General features: G+C 68.5%; 28 protein-coding genes. 15 read left to right on the top strand and 13 right to left on the bottom strand.

Annotated features, from left to right (window positions below; translation table 11 throughout):
- Position 1 precedes the first annotated feature (1 nt).
- The 5 genes from GC106_RS10300 to GC106_RS10280 all read right to left on the bottom strand — a co-directional run bounded on the left by GC106_RS10300 (position 2) and on the right by GC106_RS10280 (position 2,434).
- Positions 2–313, bottom strand: coding sequence for a WXG100 family type VII secretion target (locus GC106_RS10300; RefSeq protein WP_173127460.1), 312 nt, complete (start codon positions 311–313; stop codon positions 2–4).
- Positions 310–756, bottom strand: a complete 447-nt coding sequence (locus GC106_RS10295; RefSeq protein WP_312872579.1) for a YbaB/EbfC family nucleoid-associated protein — start codon at positions 754–756, stop codon at positions 310–312. The genes GC106_RS10300 and GC106_RS10295 overlap by 4 nt, the downstream gene beginning before the upstream one ends.
- 74 nt (positions 757–830) lie before the next feature.
- Entirely contained in the window at positions 831–1,400 is a 570-nt protein-coding gene (locus tag GC106_RS10290; protein WP_173127454.1) for a GNAT family N-acetyltransferase, read from the bottom strand.
- A gap of 9 nt (positions 1,401–1,409) precedes the next feature.
- Positions 1,410–1,586 carry a DUF397 domain-containing protein gene (locus tag GC106_RS10285; protein ID WP_173127451.1) on the bottom strand — a complete coding sequence of 59 codons (177 nt, stop codon included), beginning with the start codon at positions 1,584–1,586 and terminating at the stop codon, positions 1,410–1,412.
- Entirely contained in the window at positions 1,583–2,434 is an 852-nt protein-coding gene (locus GC106_RS10280; RefSeq protein ID WP_173127448.1) for a helix-turn-helix domain-containing protein, read from the bottom strand. Before GC106_RS10280 ends, GC106_RS10285 begins: the two co-directional genes overlap by 4 nt.
- A gap of 93 nt (positions 2,435–2,527) precedes the next feature.
- On the opposite strand from GC106_RS10280, the gene GC106_RS10275 reads away from it, so the two are divergent.
- Positions 2,528–2,743 (top strand): hypothetical protein, encoded by a 216-nt coding sequence (locus GC106_RS10275; protein ID WP_173127445.1) that lies wholly within the window; start codon positions 2,528–2,530, stop codon positions 2,741–2,743.
- On the opposite strand, the gene GC106_RS10270 is transcribed toward GC106_RS10275, so the two are convergent.
- Genes GC106_RS10270 through GC106_RS10260 form a run of 3 tightly spaced genes read right to left on the bottom strand, consistent with a single transcriptional unit; the run spans position 2,725 to position 5,059 of the window.
- On the bottom strand, positions 2,725–3,651 hold the full coding sequence (locus GC106_RS10270; RefSeq protein WP_173127442.1) for a hydroxymethylglutaryl-CoA lyase: 927 nt from the start codon (positions 3,649–3,651) through the stop codon (positions 2,725–2,727). The two genes, GC106_RS10275 and GC106_RS10270, sit on opposite strands and share 19 nt — an antisense overlap.
- Position 3,652: 1 nt before the next feature.
- Entirely contained in the window at positions 3,653–4,198 is a 546-nt protein-coding gene (locus GC106_RS10265; protein ID WP_173127440.1) for a PH domain-containing protein, read from the bottom strand.
- Positions 4,199–4,258: 60 nt separating this feature from the next.
- Positions 4,259–5,059, bottom strand: coding sequence for a biotin--[acetyl-CoA-carboxylase] ligase (locus tag GC106_RS10260; RefSeq protein ID WP_312872577.1), 801 nt, complete (start codon positions 5,057–5,059; stop codon positions 4,259–4,261).
- Positions 5,060–5,134: 75 nt separating this feature from the next.
- Here GC106_RS10260 and GC106_RS10255 point away from each other — a divergent pair, with 75 nt between their 5' ends.
- Positions 5,135–6,781, top strand: a complete 1,647-nt coding sequence (locus GC106_RS10255; protein WP_173127434.1) for an acyl-CoA carboxylase subunit beta — start codon at positions 5,135–5,137, stop codon at positions 6,779–6,781.
- Positions 6,778–6,993, top strand: a complete 216-nt coding sequence (locus tag GC106_RS10250) for an acyl-CoA carboxylase subunit epsilon (RefSeq protein WP_173127431.1) — start codon at positions 6,778–6,780, stop codon at positions 6,991–6,993. The genes GC106_RS10255 and GC106_RS10250 overlap by 4 nt, the downstream gene beginning before the upstream one ends.
- Here GC106_RS10250 and GC106_RS10245 read toward each other — a convergent pair.
- Positions 6,990–7,802: an NmrA family NAD(P)-binding protein gene (locus GC106_RS10245; protein WP_173127428.1), complete on the bottom strand. Its 813-nt coding sequence runs from the start codon at positions 7,800–7,802 to the stop codon at positions 6,990–6,992. The two genes, GC106_RS10250 and GC106_RS10245, sit on opposite strands and share 4 nt — an antisense overlap.
- 84 nt (positions 7,803–7,886) lie before the next feature.
- Here GC106_RS10245 and GC106_RS10240 point away from each other — a divergent pair, with 84 nt between their 5' ends.
- From GC106_RS10240 to GC106_RS10220, 5 genes are all read left to right on the top strand, one after another.
- The gene (locus tag GC106_RS10240; RefSeq protein WP_173127425.1) at positions 7,887–8,651 is read left to right on the top strand and encodes an AraC family transcriptional regulator; all 765 of its coding nucleotides are present in this window, start codon (positions 7,887–7,889) and stop codon (positions 8,649–8,651) included.
- A 56-nt stretch (positions 8,652–8,707) separates the two neighbouring features.
- A complete protein-coding gene (locus GC106_RS10235; protein ID WP_173127422.1) occupies positions 8,708–10,606 on the top strand; it encodes a Xaa-Pro dipeptidyl-peptidase in 1,899 nt (632 codons plus the stop codon).
- 54 nt (positions 10,607–10,660) lie between these two features.
- On the top strand, positions 10,661–12,562 hold the full coding sequence (locus GC106_RS10230; protein ID WP_173127419.1) for a Xaa-Pro dipeptidyl-peptidase: 1,902 nt from the start codon (positions 10,661–10,663) through the stop codon (positions 12,560–12,562).
- 87 nt (positions 12,563–12,649) lie between these two features.
- The gene (locus GC106_RS10225; protein WP_173127416.1) at positions 12,650–13,258 is read left to right on the top strand and encodes a Maf family protein; all 609 of its coding nucleotides are present in this window, start codon (positions 12,650–12,652) and stop codon (positions 13,256–13,258) included.
- A 210-nt stretch (positions 13,259–13,468) separates the two neighbouring features.
- Positions 13,469–14,791 carry a dicarboxylate/amino acid:cation symporter gene (locus tag GC106_RS10220; protein ID WP_173127413.1) on the top strand — a complete coding sequence of 441 codons (1,323 nt, stop codon included), beginning with the start codon at positions 13,469–13,471 and terminating at the stop codon, positions 14,789–14,791.
- Between the two features lie 46 nt (positions 14,792–14,837).
- Here the strand turns inward: GC106_RS10220 and GC106_RS10215 are convergent, their stop codons facing one another.
- Entirely contained in the window at positions 14,838–15,479 is a 642-nt protein-coding gene (locus GC106_RS10215; RefSeq protein WP_173127410.1) for a hypothetical protein, read from the bottom strand.
- Positions 15,480–15,586: 107 nt separating this feature from the next.
- On the opposite strand from GC106_RS10215, the gene GC106_RS10210 reads away from it, so the two are divergent.
- From GC106_RS10210 to GC106_RS10200, 3 genes are all read left to right on the top strand, one after another.
- Positions 15,587–17,377, top strand: a complete 1,791-nt coding sequence (locus GC106_RS10210) for an acetyl/propionyl/methylcrotonyl-CoA carboxylase subunit alpha (RefSeq protein ID WP_312872576.1) — start codon at positions 15,587–15,589, stop codon at positions 17,375–17,377.
- 18 nt (positions 17,378–17,395) lie between these two features.
- A complete protein-coding gene (locus GC106_RS10205) occupies positions 17,396–17,800 on the top strand; it encodes a DUF1707 SHOCT-like domain-containing protein (RefSeq protein WP_173127407.1) in 405 nt (134 codons plus the stop codon).
- 346 nt (positions 17,801–18,146) lie between these two features.
- Complete coding sequence (locus GC106_RS10200; protein WP_173127404.1) at positions 18,147–18,641, top strand: DUF1707 SHOCT-like domain-containing protein; 495 nt, start codon at positions 18,147–18,149, stop codon at positions 18,639–18,641.
- Here the strand turns inward: GC106_RS10200 and GC106_RS10195 are convergent.
- The 3 genes from GC106_RS10195 to GC106_RS10185 are packed head-to-tail and all read right to left on the bottom strand — an operon-like array spanning position 18,635 to position 22,369.
- A complete protein-coding gene (locus tag GC106_RS10195) occupies positions 18,635–19,276 on the bottom strand; it encodes an ABC transporter ATP-binding protein (protein ID WP_173127401.1) in 642 nt (213 codons plus the stop codon). The genes GC106_RS10200 and GC106_RS10195 overlap by 7 nt on opposite strands.
- Entirely contained in the window at positions 19,273–19,923 is a 651-nt protein-coding gene (locus tag GC106_RS10190) for an ABC transporter ATP-binding protein (RefSeq protein WP_173127398.1), read from the bottom strand. Before GC106_RS10190 ends, GC106_RS10195 begins: the two co-directional genes overlap by 4 nt.
- Positions 19,916–22,369 carry an ABC transporter permease family protein gene (locus GC106_RS10185; protein WP_173127395.1) on the bottom strand — a complete coding sequence of 818 codons (2,454 nt, stop codon included), beginning with the start codon at positions 22,367–22,369 and terminating at the stop codon, positions 19,916–19,918. The genes GC106_RS10190 and GC106_RS10185 overlap by 8 nt, the downstream gene beginning before the upstream one ends.
- 221 nt (positions 22,370–22,590) lie before the next feature.
- On the opposite strand from GC106_RS10185, the gene GC106_RS10180 reads away from it, so the two are divergent.
- The 4 genes from GC106_RS10180 to GC106_RS10165 are packed head-to-tail and all read left to right on the top strand — an operon-like array spanning position 22,591 to position 25,352.
- Entirely contained in the window at positions 22,591–23,106 is a 516-nt protein-coding gene (locus tag GC106_RS10180) for a GNAT family N-acetyltransferase (protein ID WP_173127392.1), read from the top strand.
- 49 nt (positions 23,107–23,155) lie between these two features.
- Positions 23,156–23,494: a PE domain-containing protein gene (locus tag GC106_RS10175; protein ID WP_173127389.1), complete on the top strand. Its 339-nt coding sequence runs from the start codon at positions 23,156–23,158 to the stop codon at positions 23,492–23,494.
- A complete protein-coding gene (locus GC106_RS10170) occupies positions 23,476–24,549 on the top strand; it encodes a PPE domain-containing protein (RefSeq protein ID WP_173127386.1) in 1,074 nt (357 codons plus the stop codon). Before GC106_RS10175 ends, GC106_RS10170 begins: the two co-directional genes overlap by 19 nt.
- A gap of 2 nt (positions 24,550–24,551) precedes the next feature.
- Positions 24,552–25,352, top strand: coding sequence for an ESX secretion-associated protein EspG (locus tag GC106_RS10165; protein WP_246365312.1), 801 nt, complete (start codon positions 24,552–24,554; stop codon positions 25,350–25,352).
- Positions 25,353–25,402: the final 50 nt, after the last annotated feature.

Below are 25,402 nucleotides of genomic sequence, written 5' to 3'. Positions count from 1 at the left end.
GTCAGACCTTGCCGAAGCCGTCGGCGGTGGACGTGTCGACGTCGCGGTAGGCCTTGGCCATCGCGGTCAGCCGGTCGCCCATGTCGCGCAGCCTGCCGGCGGCCGCGTCGAGGCTGCCCAGGATGTCGCGCGACGGTCCCGAGTGGACCGCCGAGAAGCTCTGGCCCACTTCGTCGTTCCCCCACGGTTGGCCCAGCGCGTCGAGCGTGCGGTTGAGGTCGCCCGCGATCGACGCGGCGCGCTCGGCCAGGCCGCCGAACTCGCCCGCGTGCCGGGTCAGCCGCTCGTAGTCGGTGAGGAAGCCGCCGTTCACATCTTCCTCCTCGGGTTGTCCAGCCAGCTCACGTCTTCGAAGCTGTCGTCGTCGACGGGCGGCCGCGACGGCCGCTTGGGCGTCAGCTCGGCCTCGGTCAGGTCTGCCCGCCCGTCCAGCAACGCGGCCGGATCGGTCTGCACCGGCAACAGCGGGCTGACGGTCCGGTTGGCGGTCTCGGAGGCCTTCGCCGCCGCGGCGCAGACCGTGCGGACCACGAGTTTCGCCAGGTCGGACGGCCGGTGCCGGAGGTACGCGTCGTCGGAGAAGGTCAGGTCGGTCAACGTGCCACGGCCGCCGACGGTCGCCATGACCGTGCCGTCCGAGCTGCTGGCGGACTCGCTGATGGCAGCAAGCGTTTGCTGCATCGTCGCGAGCTGCTCCCGGCTGCGCCGGTAGTCGGCCAGCAGTTCCTCGACCTGCGCCCGATGATCGGAAGCCACGGCCACCTCCGGTTCGGCTCGGCGTACATGCCCGGTCAAGCGTTGGACGCGCCGCCCGGCGATCCGGTTCCGCGTCATTCGATCGGTTTACGGACCAGCGCGCGCCGCACCCCACGGGGTTCTACCAGCATGAACCCCGCGTCCAGGAACATCGACAGGGTGCCGTGGTAAAGGTCGGCCGAGCTGGCCTTGGCGCCCTTGGTGTCGACCGGGTACGCCTCGACCGTCTTCGCGCCGTGCTTGGCGGCGTACTTGACGGCGGCGTCCAGCAGCTCGGCCGCGACGCCTTTCCTGCGTGCCGTCCGGTGGATGAAAAAGCACGTCACGGACCACACGCCAGCCAGATCCTCGTCCGGATCGGGCGGCGCGGCGACCTTCGACCGGTCCAGCCGCCGGTAAACGGACCGAGGCGCGACCGCGACCCAGCCGACCGCGTCGTCGCCCTCCATCGCCAACAGCCCGACAGGTTCACCCGATCGAGCGAGCTCGCGGGCCGCCAGCCGGTTGGGCTCGCCGCTCCCCTGGCGGAAATCCGCGTTCGGCAGGCGGAAGTACATGCACCAGCAACCCTCGACCGCGCCACGCGGACCGAAGAGCTTCTCCTGCGCGGGCCACGTCTTCCCGGTCAGCTCGACGACACGCATGCGCCGAGGCTAGAGGGAACGGAGAAAGATCGCGAAAGAGCTGGGAGGGAAGGAAAGCGACGGTCCGTCGACGTTCTTGGAGTCACGGACGCCGAGCACTCGGGCGAGGTGAGCGATCTCGACGCAGCTCGCGGCGTTGTCGCTGAAGCTGCTCTTCCGCCACCGGGGTCCGCTGCTGTCGATCATGCCATCTCCTTCGCGACCTCCCGAATCAGCTCGAGAGAATCGGCCGCACTGAGCGCCAGACTTCGGGTCTCGGACAGAGCGACAGTGTACTCACGCACCACCTGCGGTTTGTCGATGAAGGCGGTGGAATTCAGCGTCTCCTGCCATACACCGGGCGGCAGCCACGGCGAGTCGAAGGTGAGCACGGCAAAGGGTCCGCCGAGCGCAGGATGGGCTCCCGCGCTGTAGGGCAACACTTGGATGTCGATGTTCGGCGTGCTCATCAGCGTCACAAGCTGCCGCAGTTGGCGGTGCATCACCTCTCGCCCGCCGACCTCTTGCCGGAGCACCGGTTCACCGAGCAGCCCGGTGAACCGCAGCGCGTCCTTGCCGAACAGGCGCTGTTGGCGGAGCATCCGCGTCTCGACACGTGGTTCGAGCTCGGTGAGCCGAATGTAGGGTGCCCCGCCACGGATCACTTCCCTGGCGTACTCCCTGGTCTGCAGCAGACCAGGGACGAGCGCGCCCTGATAGGCGAGCATGCCGCCCGCCCCGGCTTCAAGACCGATGTAGCGCACGAAATCCTCGGAGAACATTCCCGAGTACTTGTGGTACCACTCGCGTTTGTCAGTCGCGATTCTCAACTCTTGAAGCTCTTTGCTTTCATGGGCACTGAACTCGTACAGCTTGCAGAGTTTCGCGAGGTTCTCCTGGGTGATCCGCTTGCGACCGGTCTCCACGGACGACAGGTTCGGTTGTTGCATCTTGACCTGCTTGGCGACACTGGCCACGGACAGGTCAAGGTTCTCGCGGCGCTGCTTCAGGCGCAGCCCGAGCTCCCACGCGGTTAGGGTGGCGGATTCCGGCATAGTTCCATGCTGACATCCGGATTATGACCCGTAAATGAATGTCACTCGATTGTGTAATCGCGAGAAGAATATATACCTGCGATAGTCTTGGACATGTACATCGGCGAAGGAACAGTGCAGGTCTCAACCCTGATCGAAGTTCATGGCGACTCGACCATCAGCTACGAAATCCAAGGTGACCAGGTCTCAGTCAGTCTCGGCAGCAACACCGACGCGTGCCTGCTGCTCACCGAGCGAGGCACCCGTCGGCTTGCCGAAACGATGTCCCGCGCGGCCCAGGAACTCGACGGTCAGCCGCGCAATGCCTGAACGACCCGGGACGGGCTGGGCCTGCCCAGCCGGGTCGCCATCCAGGCGCTGGTGTCGGCGAGCTTGTTCAGGTCGACGCCGTGGGACAGGCCCAGGCCGTCGAGCATCCAGACCAGGTCCTCGGTCGCCAGGTTGCCGGTGGCCGACTCGGCGTACGGGCAACCGCCGAGGCCGCCCGCTGAGGAATCCACCGTGGACACTCCACACTGGAGCGCCGCCAGTGTGTTGGCGAGCGCCTGCCCGTAGGTGTCGTGGAAGTGCACGGCCAGCTGATCCGGCGAGCCGAAACCGGCGATGAGGGCTTCGACCTGGCCGGGAGTGGCCACGCCGATCGTGTCGCCCAACGACAGCTGCGAGCAGCCCATGTCGAGCAGCCGGCGGCCGGCCGCGACGACCTGCGCCGCAGGCACCCGGCCTTCCCACGGGTCGCCGAAGCACATCGACAGGTAGCCGCGGACTTCCAGGCCCTCGGCGCGGGCCCGGCCGACCACCGGGTCGAACATCTCGAACTGGCTGTCCAGTGTCCGGTTCAGGTTCTTCCGGGCGAACGTCTCGGTGGCGCTGGCGAAGATCGCGATGTGCGAGACGCCCGCCTCCAGCGCGCGGTCGAGGCCGCGTTCGTTCGGCACGAGCACCGGGTAGCGCACACCGTCACGTGTGGACATTCCGGCGAGCAGCTCCGCGGCGTCCGCGAGCTGCGGAACCCACTTGGGGTGCACAAAACTCGTCGCCTCGATCGTGCGCAGGCCCGCGTCCGCGAGGCGGTCGACGAACTCCAGCTTCACGTCGAGGTCCACAACGGACTTCTCGTTCTGCAGGCCGTCGCGCGGCCCGACCTCCCAGATCGTCACGTGGGACGGGAGGTCGGCACGCGACGCGACCCGGTCCGGCAGTCCCGCGGCCACCACCTCAGCGGCCCTGCGCCGGGGGTTGCTGTTGCTGCGTCGGCTGCTGCTGGATGAAGTCGTCGTCCGGGTTGTCGTTGATCTCCCGGTACAGCAACGAGTGCACCCGTTCCACCTGCGGGATGTCGTCGAACTCGAGCGGCTCGTCGCTGGAGGACTCGATGATCAGCGTCCCGCAGCCGACGATCCGGTCGATCAGCCCGTGCTCGAACCGGACGCTGCTGATCCGCGACAGCGGGATGTCGATCCCGGTCCGCTTGATCACGCCCTCGCGTGCCATCACGCGGTCGGTGGTGACGATGAAGTGCGTGGTGCGCCACCGTACGAACGGCGCGAGGAAGAGCCACACGATCAGGATCAGCCCCACGGCGCCGATGAGGATGAACGCGAGCGTGCTCCACGACAGGTCCTGCGCGAGGATCGCCAGCCAGATCCCCACGCCGATGGTGACGACCAGCACGATGTAGGGCACCAGCAGCATCTTCCAGTGCGGGTGCTTGTGGATCACGACACGCTCGCTCTCGCTGAGCAGGTCGTCTGGATAGGCCACGGTGTCCTCCCGTACCCGACGATGACGCGCATACCGTACCCGCGTCAGGCCGGTCCGGTGTCAAGGACGGCGCATCTCGCCCTGAGTGGAGGTACGCAGGTGCACGACGTCGCCCGCGGGCACTGACCGGTCGTTGCCCTGGGAGTCCCTGACCACGAGCGTCCCGTCGGTCTCCAGGTAACGAGCGGTGCCTTCGAAGGAGCTCTCGGTCAGTTCGACCCGGACCTCCTGACCGAGGGTCACGCAGTGCCGCCGGTACTCCTCGTGCAGTCCGCTCGCGAACGGGTCGCCGTCGGCGGCACGCCAGGGCGCTTCCCATCTGTCCAGTTCCAGCAGCAACCGGGCAGCCAGCTCGGTCAGATCCAGCTCAGCCGCTCCCTCCTCGGCCAGCGAGGTCGGCTCAAGCCCGCCGGGCGCCACCTCCGCCCGCACCGGCTGGACGTTCAGCCCGATGCCGAGCACCACGCCGTTTCCGCTGGTCGTGGCCAGCACACCGGCGCCTTTGCGGCGGCCGGGCCCCAGCAGGAGGTCGTTCGGCCACTTGAGCACGGCGGCCACGCCCACCGACAAGGACACGTTGACCAGGGCGACCCCGGCCAGCAGCGTCAGCCACGGCAGGCGGTAGGGCGGGACGCCGGGGACGTAATGGATGCTGACGTACAGGCCGCCCGGCGGTGACGTCCACGAACGGGAACGACGGCCCTCACCGGCGGTCTGCTGCCGTGCGATGAGGACTGTACGGTCCGGTGGGCGCATACGGTCCAGGTCGACATTCGTCGACTCCGTACTGTCGACGACCGTCAAACTCGCGTACGGGCCATTCGGCCGCGTCAAGCGCTGGGCAAGGTACTCGCCATTCACCCCTAAGACATTAGGGCGTGACGTGAACAACGTCGCGAAACCGCACGCGTCCGTGCGTGGCTACCCTGCCTGTCCATGAGCAGTGCGTCGCAACCCCTCGGGCCGCCACCCGGTGCAGACACGTCGGCTGACATCCACACCACGGCCGGCAAGCTGGCGGACCTTTACCGCCGCAACGACGAGGCCGTGCACGCAGGCTCGGCCCGCGCGGTGGAGAAACAGCACGCCAAGGGCAAGAAGACCGCCCGGGAGCGGATCGATCTGCTGCTGGACCCCGGCTCGTTCGTCGAGCTGGACGAGCTCGCCCGGCACCGGTCGACGAACTTCGGCCTGGAGAAGAACCGGCCGTACGGCGACGGCGTGGTGACCGGCTACGGCACCATCGACGGCCGTCCGGTGTGCGTCTTCAGCCAGGACGTCACCGTGTTCGGTGGCGCGCTCGGCGAGGTGTACGGCGAGAAGATCGTCAAGGTGATGGACCTGGCGATCAAGACCGGCCGCCCGATCATCGGCATCAACGAGGGCGGCGGCGCGCGCATCCAGGAGGGCGTCGTCTCGCTGGGCCTCTACGGCGAGATCTTCACCCGCAACGTGCGCGGGTCCGGCGTGATCCCACAGATCTCGCTGATCATGGGGGCGAACGCGGGCGGCCACGTCTACTCGCCCGCGCTGACCGACTTCGTGGTGATGGTCGACAAGACGTCCCAGATGTTCATCACCGGCCCGGACGTGGTGAAAACCGTGACCGGGGAAGAGGTCACGTTCGAGGAGCTCGGCGGGGCCCGGACGCACAACACCAAGTCCGGCAACGCGCACTACCTGGCGACCGACGAGGACGACGCGATCGCGTACGTCAAGGACCTGCTGTCGTACCTGCCGTCCAACAACCTGTCCGAACCGCCGGTGTTCACCGGCCAGGACAGCGGCGACGGGTCGCTCGCGGACAACCTCAACGACACCGACCGCGAACTGGACACGCTCATCCCGGACTCGCCGAACCAGCCGTACGACATGCACGAGGTCGTCACGCGCGTGCTCGACGACGGCGAGTTCCTTGAGGTGCAGCAGCTTTTCGCGCCGAACATCCTGATCGGCTTCGGCCGGATCGAAGGACACGCGGTCGGCGTCGTGGCCAACCAGCCGACCCAGTTCGCGGGCTGCCTGGACATCGACGCCTCGGAGAAGGCGGCCCGGTTCGTGCGCACGTGCGACGCCTTCAACGTGCCGGTGCTGACTTTCGTCGACGTGCCAGGCTTCCTGCCCGGCACGGACCAGGAATGGAACGGCATCATCCGCCGCGGCGCGAAGCTGATCTACGCGTACGCCGAGGCGACCGTCCCGAAGGTCACGGTGATCACGCGTAAGGCGTTCGGCGGCGCGTACGACGTGATGGGCTCCAAGCACCTCGGCGCGGACATGAACCTCGCTTGGCCGACCGCACAGATCGCGGTCATGGGCGCGCAGGGCGCCGCGAACATCGTGCACCGCAAGACCCTCGCCAAGGCCGCCGAGGACGGTAAGGACGTCGAGGCGTTGCGCGCGGAACTCGTGCAGGAGTACGAGGACACGTTGCTCAACCCGTACGCCGCGGCTGAACGCGGCTATGTCGACTCCGTGATCCCGCCTTCGTACACACGTGGCTATGTGGCGCGGTCGCTACGGATGTTGCGTGACAAACGGGAAACGCTGCCGCCCAAGAAGCACGGGAACATCCCGCTGTGAGCGAGAGCGAGCGGCCTCTGCTGCGGATCGTGCGCGGCACGCCCGACGACGTCGAACTGGCAGCCCTGACAGCGGTGGTCGCCTCGCTGCCAGGGCCCACACCGGAACCCGAGCCGGAACAACGCTCAGTCTGGAACGACCCGGCGACACGACTGCGCGTCCAGCTACGTCCCGGCCCGGGAGCCTGGCGGGCTTCAGGGTTGCCGCGTTAGGACCAGGCACTGACCTCCCGGGCGACGTACGTGTCGAAGTCGAGGGGGTCGCGGCCGAGTACCTGCCGCACGCCGTCCCGGGGTTCGGCGTAGAGCCCTGCACGCATGGCGGCGAACAGGGCGTCGAGCTCGGCGGCGGCCTCCTCGGACGCACCGGAGGACACCAGTGCCTCCCGGTACTCCTCCGGGCTGATCTCCTCGTAACGGATCGTCCGGCCGGAAGCCGAGGCCATCGCGGCCACAGCGTCGGCGAAGGTCAGCGCACGAGGCCCGGACAGGGTGTAGACCTGCCCGTGATGACCGTCCGAAGTGAGCAGAACCGCGGCGACCTCAGCGATGTCCTGGGCGTCGATGAACGGCTCCGCGACGTCACCGATCGGCAGCGCGAGGCGGCCCGCGACCAGTTCGTTCCGCCAGATCGACGGATCGGAGAAGTTCTGCGAGAAGTTGTTCGGCCGGATGATCGTCCACTCCGCACCGGAATCACGCACGGCCTGCTCCGCCGCGGCCATGCCCTGGAAGTACTCCGCGGGGAACTTGTCGATGTCGCGCGCCGACAGCACGACGAACCGGCGGACACCGGCGGAAGTCGCCTGCTTGACGAACAGGCCCGCCGATTCCGGCTCGTACGGCGCGATCAGGTACACCGCCGACGCGCCGTCCAGCGCGGCCGCCCAGGTGTCCTGCTTGGACCAGTCGAAACCGGAGGCGGACCGGGACGCGACCCGGACGGATTCTCCGCGCTCCCGCAACGTGCGAACCAGCGGGCTGCCGGTCTTGCCGGTCCCGCCCACAACCACAATCGTCATGCGGACAAGTCAACGGCCCACCGCCGGAAGCGGCCATGGTTCACCGTTCGCGGCTCATGTCCGATCGTCCGTATCGTGGAGGACATGCTCGACGATCTGCTGCAGGGTGTCCGCGCGCACGGCGCGAGCTTCGTCCGCAAGGAGCTGACGTCGCCGTGGTCCACCGAGAAGGCATCGCTGACGCTGTTGGCGCCGGTGCAGGGCGAGGTGCGGATCGCCGGGCGGCGCGTGCGGGCCGGTGACACGGCCGTCGTGCGCGAGCAGGAAGTCGCCTATCCAGCAGGCCCAGCGGTGCTGTTGGTCGGGACGTATCCCGTGCGTGGTGCGGTGGCGCAGCGGCTGATGGACATCCTTCCGGGCGTGCTGGTCGTGCCCGACAGCGAAGGATGCGACTCCACGTGGCAGTTCCTGGAGACCCAGTGCGGGCCGGGTCAGCAGGTCGTCCAGGACCGGCTGCTCGACTGGCTCCTGGTCTGCACGCTGCGGAGCTGGTTCGACGGCCAGGGTGACGTGCCACCCGGCTGGCGGGACGAGACCGTGGGGCCGGTCCTGCGGGCGATGCACGCCGCGCCGGGCAAACCGTGGACGCTGGCCGCCCTGGCCGACCAGGCCGGGGTGTCCCGGACGACCTTGGCCAGCCGGTTCGCCAAGGTCGTCGGCAAGCCGCCGTTGACGTACCTGACCGACTGGCGGATGACGGTGGCGGCCGACCTGCTGGCCGAGTCCGACGCGACGGTCGGGGCGGTCGCGCACCGCGTCGGCTACGCGGACGCGTTCGGCTTCAGCGCGGCCTTCAAACGCTTCCACGGCATCAGTCCGTCCGAATGCCGCAGGACCTGTCGTGTTTAACTGGGAACGACCTTCGGACCTGATGGCGGCGCGCCCAGCCGCTTAGCTTTCCAGGCATGGCGATTCGTGGCTGGTTGGCCGGTGGTCTGGCCGGGTTGCTGTCAGGGCTGGTCGTGGTGCCCGCGTCGGCCGCGCAACCGGCCTACGAGCTCAGGAACGGCGTCACGCAACCAATTCACTCGCTGGCGGACGCCATCCGGGAGACCACCTGGGTGGACATCGGGCTGGACCTGGACAACAACGGCGTCGGCGACCGGGTGGCCGCGGACATCATCCGGCCGGCGACGACCGAGCGGGTGCCGGTGATCATCGACGCCAGCCCGTACTACTCCACCAACGGCCGTGGCAACGAATCCGAACGCAAGTCGTACGACACCAACGGCGTTCCGGTGAAGTTCCCGCTGTTCTACGACAACTACTTCGTGCCAAGGGGTTACGCCGTCGCCTTGGTCGATTTCAGCGGCTCCAACCGGTCCACCGGCTGCATGGACACCGGTGGGAAGTCCGAGATCGCGACCGGCAAGGCCGTGGTCGACTGGCTGAACGGCCGCGCGCCCGGATATTCGGCCGCGTCCGGCGGCTCAGTGCGAACGGCGTCGTGGTCGACCGGCGCGGCCGCGATGATCGGCAAGTCGTGGGACGGCAGCATCACCCACGGTGTGGCCGCGACCGGCGTCGACGGCCTGCGCACCATCGTGCCGATTTCGGCGATCAGCTCGTGGTACGACTGGTTCCGCTCCGACGGCGTGTCCTTCCGCGGTTTCGGGACGCCGACGAGTCTGGCCTCCGGGTTCGAGAACACCAACGCGCGAGCCCGCTGTGGTGCTGTGCGTACCGAGATGACCAATGGCGCCCCTGCCAACGGTAATTTCACCGTGATGTGGCAGCAGCGTGATTTCGTCCGCGACGCCAGTCGCGTCAAGGCTGCCGTGTTCTCCGTGAACGGGCGTGCTGACCTGAACGTCAAGCCGATCAACTGGGGTCAGTGGCTTGCCGCGTTGCCCGCTTCGGTGCCGCGCAAGCTGTGGCTTTCGCAGACCGGCCACATCGATCCGTTCGACTTCCGCCGGGCCGAATGGGTGCGGACGTTGCACCGCTGGTTCGACCGCTGGCTGCTGGACGTGCCCAACGGCATCGAGAACGAGCCGCAGGTGTCGGTCGAGCGTGGTGTCGACCAGTGGGCCGACTCCCCGGCCTGGCCGCCTTCGGGCCTGCGGTCGCAGCGGCAGTATCCCGTCGCCGGTTCCGTCGCGGGGGTGGGCACGCTGAGCGGCGTTCCCGGTTCGTCGACTTCGTCCTTCACCGACAACGGATCCGGTACGCCGGCGACGTACATCGCCTCGCCGAACGCGACTTCCGCACGCCGGGTGCTCTACAGCACCGGTCCGTTGACGTCGGACGTCAGGCTGGCCGGGATACCGAGCCTCACGGTCGCCGTCACGCCGTCCACACCGACCGCGCACCTGTCGGCGTTCTTGGTCGACTACGGGCCCGCGACGATCCGGAGCACGTCCGGCGAGGGAATCCGAACGCTGACAACGGAATCCTGCTGGGGCGAGAACCGGACCGGCGACGACGCCTGCTACCGCGACACGGTGGCCACAACGTCCACTGTGGACGCAACGGTCGTCGCGCGCGGCTGGGCGGACCTCGCCAACCACGCGTCGCTCAGCACACCGCGGACGCTGACGCCGGGCACCAAGTACACGATGACCTTCCGGCTCTCCGCGACGGACTACGTCGTCCCCCGCGACCACCGGCTGGCCCTGGTGATCGCCGGGACCGACAGCTCGATGACCACGAGCCCGTCCCAGCTGCCCCGGATCACCGTCCACCTGGCCGAGACCTCGGTCCAGCTGCCGGTCGTCGGCACGCTGCCGCAGGCCACGGCCCAGCCGCCGGTGGCCGCCGGCCGCGTCCAGCAGGACATCCTCCCGGGCAGGCTGGACGGCTGACTTAGCACTTTCGGAGCTGACGTGCACATGCCGGTGACGCCTAGCGTCGTCGGCATGTCGATTCGTGGGGTTCTGACCAGCGGCTTGGTCGGGCTGCTATCCGGGCTGATCGTGGTGCCCGCTCAGGCGGCACAGCAGACGTACGAGGTGCGCGGCGGCGTCACCCAACCGATCCACTCCTTCGAGAACGCCATCCGGGAGACCGTCTGGGTGGACATCGGGCTGGACCTGGACAACAACGGCGTCGGCGACCGGGTGGCCGCCGACATCATCAGGCCGGACACCAAGGGCAAGGTGCCGGTCATCATCGACGCGAGCCCGTACTACTCCACCAGCGGCCGCGGCAACGAGGCCGAGCGGAAGTCGTACGACGCCAACGGCGTGCCCGTGAAGTTCCCGCTGTTCTACGACAACTACTTCGTGCCGAGGGGCTACGCGGTCGCGCTCGTCGACTTCAGCGGCTCCAACCGGTCCACCGGCTGCATGGACACCGGCGGGAAGTCCGAGATCGCCTCCGGCCGGGCCGTGGTCGACTGGCTGAACGGCCGCGTCGCGGGGTACTCGGCGGTCGAGGGCGGCTCGCCGGTGAAGGCCTCGTGGTCGACGGGTGCGGCCGCGATGATCGGCAAGTCGTGGGACGGCAGCATCGCCCACGGTGTGGCCGCGACCGGCGTCGACGGCCTGCGCACGATCGTGCCGATCGACGCGATCAGCTCGTGGTACGACTGGTTCCGGTCCGACGGCGTGTCCTTCCGCAACTGGGGGACGCCGACGGCCCTCGCCGTCAACTTCGAGAACGCCAACGCCAAGGCCAACTGCCAGGCGGTGCGTGACGAGATGACCACCGGTGCCCCGGCCAATGGCGACTACACCGCCATGTGGCACCAGCGGAACTTCGTCCCGGACGCGAAGCGTGTCAAGGCCGCGGTCTTCTCGGTCAACGGCCGCGCCGACCTGAACGTCAAGCCGATCAACTGGGGCCAGTGGCTGGAGGCGTTGCCCCGTTCGGTGCCGCGCAAGCTGTGGCTTTCCCAGACCGGCCACGTCGACCCGTTCGACTTCCGCCGGGCGGACTGGGTGCGAACGCTGCACCGCTGGTTCGACCGCTGGCTGCTGAACATCCGCAACGGCATCGACCACGAGCCGCAGGTGTCGGTGGAACGTGGCGTGAACCAGTGGTCCGACTCGTACGCCTGGCCGCCGTTGGCGCGGTGGACGCAGCGGCTTCACCCGGTCGCTGGGACGACCGAAGGCGTCGGCGGGCTGAGCCTGTTCCCGCGCCGACCGGCCTCGTCCTCCTTCACGGACAACGGCACCGGCACGCCTGCCGGGTACATCGCGTCGCCGAGCACCACTTCCGGGCAGCGCGTCCTGTACAGCACGACCGAGCTGACATCCGATGTGCGGATCGCGGGCACGCCGGAGATCAACGTCGCGGTCACGCCGTCCACGCCGACGACGCACCTCTCGGCCTACCTGGTGGACTACGGACCGGCGACGATCCGTGGCACGCAGGGCGAGGGCGTCCGGAACCTGACCACGGAATCGTGCTGGGGCGAGAACCGGACCGGCGACGACGCCTGTTACCTGGAGACTGAGGCGACCGTCGCGAACGTCGACGCCACCATCATCGCCCGCGGCTGGGCGGATCTGGCCAACTACAAGTCCGTCAGCGAGGAACGCCCGCTGACCCCGGGTACGAAGTACGAGATGAGTTTCCGGCTGTCCAGTGCGGACTACGTCGTGCCCAAGGGACACCGGGTGGCACTGGTGATCGCGGGCAACGACGCCAGCATGACGCGCCGTCCCGCCGAGTTGCCGCAGGTGACCGTGCACCTGGCCGAAACCTCGGTGGAACTGCCCGTCGTCGGCTGGCTGTCCCAGTCCTCGACGTTCACGGCACCCAACGCGGCGCGCGTCCAGCAGGACATCACCCCACGCCGCCTCGACAACTAAACCCCCCAGCGTATCCCTCGTGAGTGTTTATCAGTGTTCTAACACGGATAAACACTCACGAGGGGTGACCTGCGGTTACGCTTCGGTGTGCGCTTCATTCTCGCCTCAGCTTCGCCCGCCCGGCTCGGTGTGCTCCGCCAGGCCGGGATTGATCCGCTCGTGCACGTGTCCGGTGTGGACGAGGACGCCGTGACCGCCGCCCTGCCGGACGCGAGCCACCAGGAACTCGTGACCGCGCTCGCCCAAGCCAAGGCGGATGCCGTCGCCGCGGAAACCACCGAGCGGGACGCGGTGATCGTGGCGTGCGACTCGATGTTGTCGATCAACGGCGAGATCCTCGGCAAGCCGGGCACGCCGGAACGCGCCAAGCAGCGGTGGGCCGTGATGGCGGGCAACAGCGGTGAGCTGCTGACCGGCCACGCGGTGATCGTGCTGCGGAACGGTGTCGTGACGGGGCGCGCAAGCGATTGGGAGGGCACGGTCGTCCGGTTCGGCAAGCCGTCCGAGGCCGAGCTGGACGCGTACGTCGCCAGCGGTGAGCCGCTCAACGTCGCGGGCGCGTTCACCATCGACGGCAAGGGCGCCTGGTTCGTCGACGGGATCGACGGCAACCACGGCAGCGTGATCGGCATCAGCCTGCCGTTGACCCGCAGGCTGCTCGCCGAGGTCGGCCTCAGCGTGACCACATTCTGGTAACCCTGGTCACAACCTGGGGCTTCGCGGAAGATGTGACGGCCAGTCAACTGTTCTAGACCACTGTCGTCCAGCCGGAAGGGGCCGTCGCCATGCGTCATGCCTTGCTCCTGACGCAACGCCGTTATCTCGACCAGGGCCGGCTCGCCAGCTCGATGTGTCATCCCGGACAGCTCTGAAAGCCCTGTCCCGACACATCCTCCGGAGCGACCCATGTCGTTTGTCCGTACCTACACCAAACCCAAGGTCTTCGGGGTGGTCACGCTCGGCGCCCTCGTCGCCGGCGCCGTCCTCGGCTTCGTCGCCAAGGACTCCGGCGTCAAGTGGCTGTCCGAGGCCCTCACCACGATCTCGACCGTCTTCACCAACCTGTTGCAGTTCACCGTGATCCCGTTGGTGTTCACCGCGATCGTCGTCGGGGTGAACAGCCTGCGCGGCCTCGGCGGACCACGGACAGCCACCCGCTTGGGCGGCAAGACGCTGCTGTGGTTCGCGATCACGTCGTTCATCGCGGTTGTGCTCGGCATCGTGCTCGGCCTGATCTTCCAGCCCGGCAGCGGTGTCCAGGTCGCGCCGACGCAGGCGAACGTCGCCAGGATCGAGGACCGCGCGGCGGGCAACTGGTGGACGTTCGTCCAGGACCTGGTCCCGGCCAACTTCCTGGAGGCGTTCACCGAGGGCGAGGTTCTCCAGGTCGTCTTCCTGGCGCTGCTCGTGGCCGCGGCCACGTACGCGCTCGGTGACCGCGCCAAGCCGTTCGTGACGTTCAACCAGGCCGTGTTCGACGTGATCCAGAAGGTGCTCGGCTGGATCATCCTGCTCGCCCCGATCGGTGTGCTCGGCCTGATCGGCAAGGCGTTCGCGACCTACGGCAACCAGTTCATCAAGCCGCTGTTCTCCCTGGTGTGGACCGTGTACCTGGGCGCGGCACTGATCATGTTCGTGGTCTACCCGCTGCTGCTGCGGTTCGTCGGCCGGATCAACCCGCTGAGGTTCTTCGCCAAGTCCTGGACCGCGTTGCAGTTCGCGTTCGTGTCCCGCTCGTCCGGCGCGACCTTGCCGTTGAGCAGGCAGAGCGCGGTGGACCTCGGGGTCAACCCCGGGTACGCCGGGTTCGCGGTCCCGTTGGGCACGACGACCAAGATGGACGGTTGCGCGGCGCTCTACCCGGCGCTGGCGTCGGTGTTCATCGCCAACCTCGCGGGCATCGACCTGAGCATCGCGCAGTACATCGGCATCATCGCGGTGGCCGTGTTCGGCGCGCTCGCGACGGCGGGCACGACCGGGTGGTTCACGATGCTCACGCTCACGTTGAGCGCGATCAACCTGCCGCCCGAGGTGACCGCGACCGGGCTGGCCATCGTGATCGCGATCGACCCGATCCTGGACATGGCCAGGACCGCGACGAACGTCGCCGGTCAGATCACCGTTCCGGTGCTGGTGGCCCGGCAGGAGAACCTGCTGGACGACGAGGTGCTCAACACGCCCGCCGAGGAGCTGGCGGAGCAGCGGCGGCGCGAGCCGGTGGCCGTCTAGGTCGGCTTGGCGAAAGCTCGCACAAACCGCCGCGCCGGAAGAGCAGTCACTGGCAGGGCTTGAGCTGGTGCTGGTCGGGCTTCACGGTCGGCCAGCCCGGCAGCCGGTCCGGCTTCGGCACGTTCGCCGTGCACCCCAGGTCGTTGCCCTTCTCCACGTCGAACACCTGCGCGAAATAGCCGCGCTGCACCGTGACGACCTCGGGTGCGCCGTCGCCCAGCACGTTGACCAACGACAGGTAGTCGGCGTTCGAGAAGTACGTCGGCGTTGTCGCGTTCCACTTGCCTGACCGGCCGACGATCACCTCACCGACCGTGCCGTTGTCCAGGTCTCCCCTGACCAGGCACGCCGAAAGGGTGCCTGCCACGCAGTCGAGTGAATTCGCCGCCAGTTTCGCGCCGCGGCCGGGCAGCCTCGACTCGACCACCCGGTCGTCGCCGATCTTCAGCCGTGCCCCCTGGGCGTCGGTGATCAGGTCGATCTTCGTGCTGCCCAGTGTGGCTGTCGCCACAACCTGGCACGGCTCGGCCCGGCACGTCTCCGAAGTCACCGGCGGCGCGGCCGATGAGCCCGACGGCGGCGCCTGAGCCGCTGACCTGGTGCGCAAGTAGGCCGACGTGCCGATCGCACCGGCGGCCACGAGTAACGACAGCAGTACCGTGACCAGCACTGAACGCCCATACCCCACCTGTCAAAGAGTAGGCGGGAAAGCGTGGCCTTGCTCGCAGTTGGGCGGGCTTTTCACGCCCTAAACTGCGACGAGCACCGGGTTTTCTCGGACAAGGAGGAGAGGGCGTGCCCGAGAGCATCAGCAGGGCGGGGGATCTGGCGTCGCTGCGCAAGGTACTGATCGCCAACCGCGGCGAGATCGCGGTCCGAGTCATCCGGGCTTGCAAGGACGCCGGTCTGGCCAGTGTGGCCGTGTACGCGGACCCGGACCGGGACGCGCCTTTCGTCCGGCTGGCCGACGAGGCGTTCGCGCTCGGCGGCTCCACTCCCGGCGAGTCCTACCTGTCGTTCGACAAGGTGCTCGACGCGGCCAAGCGCTCGGGCGCGGACTCCGTGCACCCGGGTTACGGCTTCCTGTCCGAGAACGCCGACTTCGCGCAGGCCGTGCTGGACGCGGGCCTCATCTGGATCGGGCCGTCCCCGCAGGCCATCCGTGACCTCGGGGACAAGGTCACCGCACGGCACATCGCCACGCGCGCGGGCGCTCCGCTCGTGCCGGGCACCAAGGACCCGGTCGCCGGGCCGGACGAGATCATCGCGTTTGCCGAGGAGCACGGCCTGCCGGTGGCCATCAAGGCCGCGTTCGGCGGCGGCGGGCGTGGCCTGAAGGTGGCCCGCACGCTGGAGGAGATCCCCGAACTGTTCGACTCGGCGGTCCGCGAGGCGGTCACGGCGTTCGGCCGTGGTGAGTGCTTCGTCGAGCGCTACCTGGACAAGCCGCGGCACGTCGAGGCCCAGGTGCTGGCCGACCAGCACGGCAATGTGGTCGTGGTCGGGACGCGGGACTGCTCGCTGCAACGCCGTCACCAGAAGCTGGTCGAGGAGGCTCCGGCGCCGTTCCTGAGCGACGAGCAGCGCAAGACCATCCACACCGCGGCCCGGGGCATCTGCAAGGAGGCCGGGTACGCAGGCGCGGGCACCGTGGAGTTCCTGGTCGGCCAGGACGGGACCATCTCGTTCCTCGAGGTCAACACGCGGTTGCAGGTCGAGCACCCGGTCAGCGAGGAGACGACCGGCATCGACCTGGTCCGTGAGCAGTTCCGGATCGCCGACGGCCAGCCGCTGCGCTTCACCGAGGATCCCGAGCCGCGTGGGCACTCGATCGAGTTCCGGATCAACGGCGAGGACGCGGGCCGCAACTTCCTGCCCGCTCCCGGCACGGTCTCGACGTTTGTCGTGCCGGACGGCCCCGGTGTCCGGGTGGACGCGGGTGTCGAGGCCGGCAGCGTGATCGGCGGCCAGTTCGACTCCCTGCTGGCCAAGCTGATCGTGACCGGCGAGAGCCGCGAGGAGGCCCTGCGCCGCGCCCGCCGCGCGCTGGACGAGATGGTGGTCGAGGGCATGGCGACCGTGCTGCCGTTCCACCGGACGATCGTGCGTGACCCGGCGTTCGCCGAGGACTTCACCGTGCACACCCGGTGGATCGAGACCGAGTTCGACAACAAGATCGAACCGTTCACCGCTCCGGGTGAAATCGCCGAGGAGGAGCCGCGACAGACCGTGGTCGTCGAGGTCGGCGGCCGCAGGCTGGAGGTCTCCCTGCCCGGTGACCTGGCGCTTTCCACCGTCGGCGGCGGCGGGGGTGCCGCGAAGGCGAAGCCTCGCAAGCGCGGCGGCGGGAAGGGCGCGTCGGCCGTGTCCGGTGACGCCGTGGCGGCGCCGATGCAGGGCACCATCGTCAAAATCGCGGTCGAGGACGGCCAGCAGGTCGAGGCCGGGGATCTGATCGTGGTCCTCGAGGCGATGAAGATGGAGAACCCGGTCACCGCCCACAAGTCCGGGACGGTCACCGGGCTGGCGGTGGCGAGCGGCGAAACGGTCACGCAAGGTAGCGTCCTGTGTGAAATCAAGGACTGACGTTTCTACAATCGCCCTATGGCACCGAGTGACGGCAACGTCCGGATCGGCACCTCGGAACGCGAGGAAGCCGTCCGGGCGTTGGCGGAGCACATGACGCAAGGCCGCCTGGACGTGTCCGAGTACGACCAGCGCGTGGCACTGGTCGTGGCCGCGAAGACGCGGGCCGAACTGGCGGTGATCTTCGAAGACCTGCCGGAGCCGAACCCGATGCGCGAACACCGGCGCACGCCCGTGCCGGTGCCCGTCCCCGCCGAAGCCAGCCCGCTGGTGGAGAAGAGCGGCGGCAACGCCAAGGCGATCATCATCGGGTTCGTGGTGTTCTCGGTGGCCGCGATCATCACGGTGACCGCGATCCTCGGTGAGTGGTGGGCGCTGATCCCGGCGTTCCTGATCGTCGTCGTGCTGGCCATCGCGTCCTAGGCCGTGTATCAAAGCCCCGTTCGCGATAGCCGGGCCGGATGCGGCCCCTGGCGCCACTGCGGAAAAGCCCAAAGACAACCAGTATTCGCGGCGTTCCCGCAGCGACGCCAGGAACCACCCCACCGAGCCGACTCCGGCCTCCGGCCGGGGCAGCCTCTCATCGAACGGGGACATCGATACACGGCTTAGGCTGCCGAGCACTGTTGGCCAGGGATTCATCCTGGCTTCCCGGTCCGGTCGCCGGGCCGATGACCGTGGCGCTGACCGGGACAAACCCGGCGAAGAAGCGCAAGATACAGCACGGACAAAGGGGGTTCTCTCAGGTTCCCGGCCGTAGGATTGTGGCGTGAGCGATCCGGAGATCCGTGTGGGAGACGCCGAGCGGGAGGAAGCCCTGCAGGCGTTGGGTGACCACATGAGTGCCGGGCGCCTCGACATAGACGAGTATGGCGAGCGCACCGCACGTGTCGCGGCTTCCAAGACCCGTGGCGAGCTCCTCGAGCTGTTCCGGGATCTGCCGGACCCCAAGCCGGCCTTCTTTCCGCAGGTCAAGGTGCACGCGCAAGCGCTGCCCGCCACCGCGGCTCCGGCGCCGCGACGCTGGTCCACGTCGCGTGCCGCGCTGAAGGCGTATGCCGCGTTGATCCCGGTCGTCTGGGTCGCCACGGCACTGTTGTTCCTGTTCGCGGTCAGGAACCCGTTCGTGTTCCTGTTACCCGTCTTCGTGATGATCGCCGGTGCCCGGATCTGGGGCGAGGAGTGGCACAACGAGCGGCGCGCGCAACGGCGTCAGCGTGAGCACTGGAAGAACGAGCACCGGCGCCACCGCGGCCGCTACTGATCTTCGAACAGCTGTCCGTCGACCAGCCGCAGCCGCCGGTGCGCCCGCGCGGTGAGCCTCGGATCATGGGTCGCCACCAGGCATGCGCTGCCTTCGCCGACGAAGTCCAGCAGCAGGCGGACCGCGAGGTCGACCGTGGCGTGGTCCAGGTGCGCGGTGGGTTCGTCCGCGAGCAGCACTTTCGGCCGGCCGGCGACGGCACGCGCCAACGCCACGCGTTGCCGTTGGCCTGTCGAGACTTCCGTGGGATAACGCCGTTTGAGCTCGCCGATCCCCAGGCGTGCCAGCAGTTGACCCGCCCTGGCCAGCGCGTCGGCGACCGGCCCGCCGCCGAACAACATCGGCGCGGCGACGTTCTCCTCCAGGGTCAGCTCGTCCAGCAGGCCGAAACTCTGGGGCAGCACGGCCATCGTGGACCACGGCGGCGGTGTTTCCGTTGGCACGCCCGCGATCTGGACTTCGCCCACGTCCGGCTGGTCGAACCCGGCCAGCAGCGCCAGCAACGCGCTCTTGCCCGAGCCGGAGCGTCCGACGAGCGTGACCAGTTCGCCTGCGCTGAGCTCAAGGCCGACGTCCTTGAGCACGTCGGTGCTGAACCGGCGGGAAACGCCCGAAACACTGAGCACCGGTGTCACTTGTCCCCCAACCGATAGACCCGCGTGGCCACGTCCAGCACCGCGTCGTCGTGCGACGCGGCGACCACCGTCACGCCGAGATCCACCAACTCCAGCATGGTCTCGATGACCAGACCGGCCGAGTTGCTGTCCAGTTGGGACGTCGGCTCGTCGGCCAGCACCACGGATGCGTTGGCCGCCAAGGCTGTCAGGAAGGCCAGGCGTTGCTGCTGGCCACCGGACAGTGCGCTGATCGCCCAGTCCGCCGTGCCCGGCAGGCCCAACCGGTCGAGCATCCCGATGTCCGGATCGTCCGCTCTGGCGAGTTGGGCCGCGGCTTTCAGATTGTCACGGACGTTGAGGTAGCCGAACAGGTTGTCGACCGGATTCTGGAAGATCAGATGCACCTTGCGCCGCAGTGCGCGCCGGGCCCGCTCGGTCAGCCGGACGGTGTCGTTGCCGTGCAACGTGAGTTCGCCGCCGGTCGGACGTTCCAGAATGCCCAGCAGGCGGAGCAAAGTGGACTTTCCGGACCCTGACGGGCCCGCCAGGACGGTCAGGCCGTCGGCGGGAACGTCGAAAGTGGCCGCTTCGACCGCCGTGACGTCACCGGACGGCGTCCGGTAGCGGTGCACGACATCGCGCACGGAGTACACCAAGTCAGGCACGGAGCAACTCCCTCACTTTGGCGCCTTTCGCGGCTCGTACGGCATATCCGGCGACGAGCACGACGCCGGCGATCGCCACGGCCGACGTCATGAGGCCAACTCCTCGCAGGCTCGCTGGTTGCGGCACCGGTGACAGCGCTGGGAACGGGTCAAGGCGTTGGGTGAGCACTTCGAGGACGACCCACCCGCCGCCGACGCCCACCGCCGTGGCCGCGCCCGCGAGGATCGCCAGCTCCACGAGGTGCGTCGCCAGCAATGCCCCGGCGCGTAGACCCATTCTGGCCAGCAAGGCGTGCGCCACCGCCGTGGACCGCCTTCTGGTTTCGACCGAGACAAGCAACGTGACCACCGCGACAGCCGCGAGCGCGGCGCCGAGCACCACGAAGAAGGCGAAGATCCAGGCGACGATGAGGAACGGCAGGTGTTCGGTCGAGCTCTTCGCGTCGAGCACCGGGCCCGTGCGCTCACCTGCGGCGTTGAGGACGTCGACGGCGTGCCGAGGATCCTGGGTGGTGAGGATCTGCTGGCTGAACCCCCGGCGCTGGCTCGGCGTCAGCCATTGCCACGACGTGATGATCATGCCTTCGTACTGGCCGATGGCGGGAAAGCTGGGCACGGTGGCCACGGTCCGCATCCGCTGGAAGTAGTCGGCCTGGCCGATGAACTGGTCCAACGGATACCGGCCCGCCACGATGACCGGGATCGTGCCGTCCGTGGGCGGTTCCGCCAGCCTGGCCGTCAACTCGTCGAGTCCGGTGCCGGCCCAGCGGTCACGCCACCGGCCGCCGTCCTGGAAGGTCTCCGGGTCGATCAGCAGGATGCGGGCACCGATGTTGCCTTCGATGTAGAGCTGTGTGTAGGCGATCCTCGTGGCTTGTCCTCGCAGCTCTTGCGGCACACCCTGCTGTTCGCCAGCACCGCGGACCAACGGGACGGCGTGATCGCTGCCGATGCGCATCCAACCTTTGTCCTCCAGGGACTCGCGGGCGGTCTTCGCGACGCCCACACCCGCGGCGATCACACCGATCGCCAGCCCTGCGACCGCCAGCAGCGCGACCGCGACCTTCCGTTGCGCGGCCGTGCGCCTCAGCGCCCAGAGAACCGTCGGATTACGCCAGCCACGCAACCTGTGGCTCGCCTTGGACAGGAAGCCCGCGAGCCTGGCCGTGACGCCGATGAAGAAAACGATGCACAGCAAGGGAAACGCCAACGCGGCCAGACTCACTTCGGGCAGCAGACTGGCCGGGTCCACCCGCACCGCGTGGTCCGCGCCCGTCAGCCACACGGTCACCGCCCCGGCGCCCGCGAGCACTTCCCACGGGATCTTCTTGAGCACGTCGCGCTTCCGCTCGATCGCCGTGAACTCCCGCCTGGCTCTGAGGGATGTCACGGTTCCCAGCACGGCCAACGCGACCAGCCATGTCGCCGCGGCCAGCATCGCGGCTCGGGACGGCGCCCAGGGATCGAGTTGCGGCGCGGGTGCCAGGACCGGGCTCGTCAGCCAGGCCGTCGCCCATCCCAGCGTGACTCCGAGGAGCAGCGGCCCGCCCATCTCCAGCACCGCTTTGCCACCGATCGCCTGCGCACTGACCCCTCGCGTCCACAAGAGACGTACTTCGGCGCCGCGCCGCTGTATCCACTGCGCGGCGAGCCCGACCACACCGAGCAGCCCGGCCAGCAGGCTGATCAGGGTCAGCGGCAGCACTGCCGTGCTGACGGTGTCCTGGGTCTGTCCGGCGGTCTTCGCGCTCACCGCGGCGTAGTCCTTGATCACCGGTTTCTCGTTCAGCGCGGCGATCACCTCGGGCGTCATCTTCCCGGTCGCCGTGGCCCAGTCCTCGATCTCGGTCCGGGTCCGCAGCGACTTGCGGGTGTACACCTCGACGTGCGTGCCCAGGGGCTGAATCCCCGGCAGCTCGTCGAGCAACCGCTCGGGCACGAGCAAGGGCTGCGGCGGATCGTTCGTGCCTCCGTGCGGCGGCGGCACCATGACACCGCGGTCAGCGCACCAGTACTCCGGCACCGGATCCGCCAGCTTCCTGTACACGGCTCCGACCGGCACCGGCTGCCGGGCGATGCTGATGACGCCACCGGGCTCCACCTTGAACTGCTCGGCCACGTTGTGCGGAATCCAGACACCGTTGCGATCGCCGCCCCTGAGCACCTCGACGTGGTCGAACGCGCCGTCCCGGCTGACCAACCGGACCGGGTCGAGCGGGCCTGCGGCGACGTACACCCTGCTCCGGGCCACTTCGGCGCCGTGGCTCCCGGCGATCGCCCTGAGCCTGGCGTTGTCCGCGGGCATGTCCGCGTTCGACACGGTGAACTGGACACCGTTCTCCACGGCGCACCGATGGCCGACCGCGTACTGCGTCGCCGCCGACCCCGACGCCGACGTGTAGAAGACGGTGGCCGCGGCCACAAACGCCAGCACAAGCCCTGTCACCACACTCACCACGACGGTCACAGGGCTGCTCAACGCCGCGCGAGGGGCGCTCCGCCAGGGCAGCCGCACCGAACGAACCTAGCTGGAAGATTGCCGCACGGGTAGCCGAAGGGCATCCCCAGTCGCGTCCGAACAGGTGACGAGGCGGTGGTGGATCACACCTCTGGCGTGGGGAGTTCTGCCGACCAGCGGTGTCGGCTGGTCGCGCTACCGTTCTCCTCATGGAGCCGATCGAGATCAATGCCGGCGGGTACTACCTGCGGGCGTTGCGGGCGGACGATCTGCTCGACGACCGGCCGGCGATCGTCCGTGCCTTCGAGGACCCCGAGATGAAGCGGTGGGTCTCCGACTACCGGATCGCCGATCTGGCCGACGCCGGTGCGTACGTGCGGCGCCGGGCGGACGAGTGGGCCAGGGGTGTGCGGTGTTCGTGGGCGGTTGCCGAACCGACCACCGGGGAGTTGCTGGGCGAGGTTGATCTTCGAGGGTTGGCCGACGGGGATCCGCAGGCCGCCTGCTGGACGCATCCTGACCACCGTGGCCGGGGCGTCGCCAGCACCGCTCTGGGGGCCGCGGTCCGGTTCGGGTTCGGCGCGCTGGAGTTGCCACGCATCGGTTACCAGCACGAGGCCGACAACACCGCGTCCCACCGGGTCGCCGAGAAGTGCGGGTTCCGGCTCGTCGGCGAGAGCGTGCACGAAGGGGTGCGGTTGCTCCAGTGGGTTGCCGTTCCCTGACCGGTGACCTCCGGGCGGCCCCAGGGGACACGACAGGGAGGGTGACGACGTGGCCGAGGACGGATTCCAGTTCGATCCCCAGGTCCTGCCGCGGTTGCACACGGCCTTCGCCGACGCGTTGGCCATGGTGGACCGGCAGATCGAGCTTGCCAAGGCCGACCTGCGGGTCAGCGCGTGGGCGGGCGATCCGGTGAGCGTGTACGCCGCCGAGAAGTTCAACGCGCGGGCGTTGGACGAGCAGTCCAGTGCGTTGCAAGCACTGCTGGCCTATCGGGGTGCGTTGGACTCGTTGGTGGCCAAGTTGAGCACGTCCGCGGCCCAGTACCGGCAGACGGAGGACGACAAGGACGCGACGATGCGGGGCGAGCAATGGCGCACGAAGAGATGACGCGGTGGCGCGGCTTCAGCCATGCCGAGCTGTACGCCCAACTGCACAGCGGTCCCGGGGCCGCCGCTTCCGCCGTCCCCGCGCAGCGGTGGACCGACATGGCGTCGATCTTCGCCACCATCGACCAGGACCTGACCAAGGCCATCAGCGACTCGAAAGCCGAATGGCAGGGGCAGGCCGCGACCCTCGCGTTCGCTCAACTGGGTGACGTTGTCGCGTGGGCGAGCCGCGTCGGGCAGAACGCGGCGAGCATGAGGGCGAGCGTCGAACAGCAGGCCGACCACGTCAGCCAGGCGCGCGCGAACATGCCCGTCCCCGGCGAGAACCCGACGCCGCAACCGGATGCCGCCACGGCTCCAGCGGCTCAGGTGCTGGCGTTGCAGTCGGACCACGAGCCCGTTGAGCGGGCCACTTCGGACGCCGCACGCCGCGCGTACGAAGTCATGCAGACGTATGAGAACGACACCGCAGCCACCATGGGCGGCCTGTCCACGTTCGACGAACACGTTGACACGAAAGCAGTCGTGCACGTCCAGCACGAGAGTCAGCACGTCGCGGTCGGCGCCATGCCGGAAACGGAAACGGTGCTGCGAACGCCGACGCATGGCCCGCGTGATGGCACGGCGCAGGTTGTTTCCCAAGCTTCGGCGGAGTTCTTCGGCGTGCCGGCCGACGAGCCCGAAGTACGTGCGCGGCCGATCGCCGGCGAGCCTGTCACCAACGGCGGTGGCGGCGGTTCCGCGGCCGCTGCCCCTCCGCCGCAACGAAGTTCGCTCATTCGGCGGGCGCCCGCGCGTAACCAAGCTTCGGTGGACGCGCATCCGGCCGCGCCGATCGCGCCCGCCACTGCAACAACCGGCAACACCGTGGATCGTGCCGCGTCTCGGCGTTTCGGTGGTGAGCCGTTGATTCCGCAGCAGTTGGCCGATGACGCTGTGGAGCCGCCGAAGCGCAGGCGGGACAGGCATGAAGAGGAGAAGATAACGGAGCGTGTCGAAGGTGCCGACGCCGAGGTTGCCCCACCCGTGATCGGGAACGGGCCGTATCGTCCATGACGATGTTCGACACCGGACTTGACGCAGCCGGCCTCGGTGAGCCGTTCACCCTCACGCCGCTGGAGTTCGACGTGCTGTGGGAGCACCTCGGCCTCGGCGACATGCCGCTCGTCCTGCAAGTGCCCTCACCAGGGCAGACCCATACCGAACGGGCGCGGCTGGCCGACCACGCCTGGCAGTCGCTGGAGGCCAAAGGCCTTGGCAGGCAGGTGAGTCTCGACCCACGGCTGGCCGACCTGCTGCACCTCGTGTCCCGGCCGCGGCGCGAACTGGACGGGCGGCTCTGGCTCGGCCGGAGCGTCCGTCTGCTCGCTGCCGCCGACGGTGAGGCGGGCGTGCTGGCGGTCCAGGAGACCGACCGGCTGACCCTGCGCCGGGCGGACGGGCTCGGCCTGCCCAGGCACGCGTTGTCCGTTCTGCCTCAGGAAAAAGCCGGCCCCGGGTACTCGGTCACCTTGCCCACCAAGGAGTTCGAGGCCGCCGCGCGGGAAGCCAAGACACCGCCCGAATTCGAGGCCGCGCTGCGCCGTCATGGCGTACGCGAGCGCGACGCGCAGACCCTGCGCGAGATGATCGGCGACGTGGTCCGGCAAGGCCAGTTCGGCGGCGCGGCCAGGGACAAGTGGGGCCACCGGGTCCGTACGCCGCGCGTGATCAGCTTCTTCGACACCGAAGCAGGCCGCTACCTCCAGGTCCGCAAGGAGTCCGGCGGCGCCGAGGCGTGGACGACGATCTCCCCGGCCGACCACAAACGACTCCTGCACCACCTCACCGAGCTGCACTCCGAAGACATCGCCTCGTGACTCGTGAGTGTTTATCGGCGTTCTAACCCTGATAAACACTCACGAGGGGG

Source organism: Kibdelosporangium persicum, assembly GCF_013280595.1.
Taxonomy (GTDB): Bacteria; Actinomycetota; Actinomycetes; order Mycobacteriales; family Pseudonocardiaceae; genus Kibdelosporangium; species Kibdelosporangium persicum.
The sequence above is the reverse complement of the archived record's forward strand: the minus strand, read 5'-3'. Positions and strand labels throughout refer to the sequence as shown.

Coding starts and splice junctions, on each gene's coding strand:
- GC106_RS10290 (WP_173127454.1), bottom strand. CDS start 1,400: ATGCGTGTCGTCGAGCTGACCGGGAAGACGTGGCCCGCGCAGGAGAAG.
- GC106_RS10285 (WP_173127451.1), bottom strand. CDS start 1,586: ATGATCGACAGCAGCGGACCCCGGTGGCGGAAGAGCAGCTTCAGCGAC.
- GC106_RS10280 (WP_173127448.1), bottom strand. CDS start 2,434: ATGCCGGAATCCGCCACCCTAACCGCGTGGGAGCTCGGGCTGCGCCTG.
- GC106_RS10275 (WP_173127445.1), top strand. CDS start 2,528: ATGTACATCGGCGAAGGAACAGTGCAGGTCTCAACCCTGATCGAAGTT.
- GC106_RS10255 (WP_173127434.1), top strand. CDS start 5,135: ATGAGCAGTGCGTCGCAACCCCTCGGGCCGCCACCCGGTGCAGACACG.
- GC106_RS10245 (WP_173127428.1), bottom strand. CDS start 7,802: ATGACGATTGTGGTTGTGGGCGGGACCGGCAAGACCGGCAGCCCGCTG.
- GC106_RS10240 (WP_173127425.1), top strand. CDS start 7,887: ATGCTCGACGATCTGCTGCAGGGTGTCCGCGCGCACGGCGCGAGCTTC.
- GC106_RS10235 (WP_173127422.1), top strand. CDS start 8,708: ATGGCGATTCGTGGCTGGTTGGCCGGTGGTCTGGCCGGGTTGCTGTCA.
- GC106_RS10230 (WP_173127419.1), top strand. CDS start 10,661: ATGTCGATTCGTGGGGTTCTGACCAGCGGCTTGGTCGGGCTGCTATCC.
- GC106_RS10220 (WP_173127413.1), top strand. CDS start 13,469: ATGTCGTTTGTCCGTACCTACACCAAACCCAAGGTCTTCGGGGTGGTC.
- GC106_RS10205 (WP_173127407.1), top strand. CDS start 17,396: ATGGCACCGAGTGACGGCAACGTCCGGATCGGCACCTCGGAACGCGAG.
- GC106_RS10180 (WP_173127392.1), top strand. CDS start 22,591: ATGGAGCCGATCGAGATCAATGCCGGCGGGTACTACCTGCGGGCGTTG.
- GC106_RS10170 (WP_173127386.1), top strand. CDS start 23,476: ATGGCGCACGAAGAGATGACGCGGTGGCGCGGCTTCAGCCATGCCGAG.
- GC106_RS10165 (WP_246365312.1), top strand. CDS start 24,552: ATGTTCGACACCGGACTTGACGCAGCCGGCCTCGGTGAGCCGTTCACC.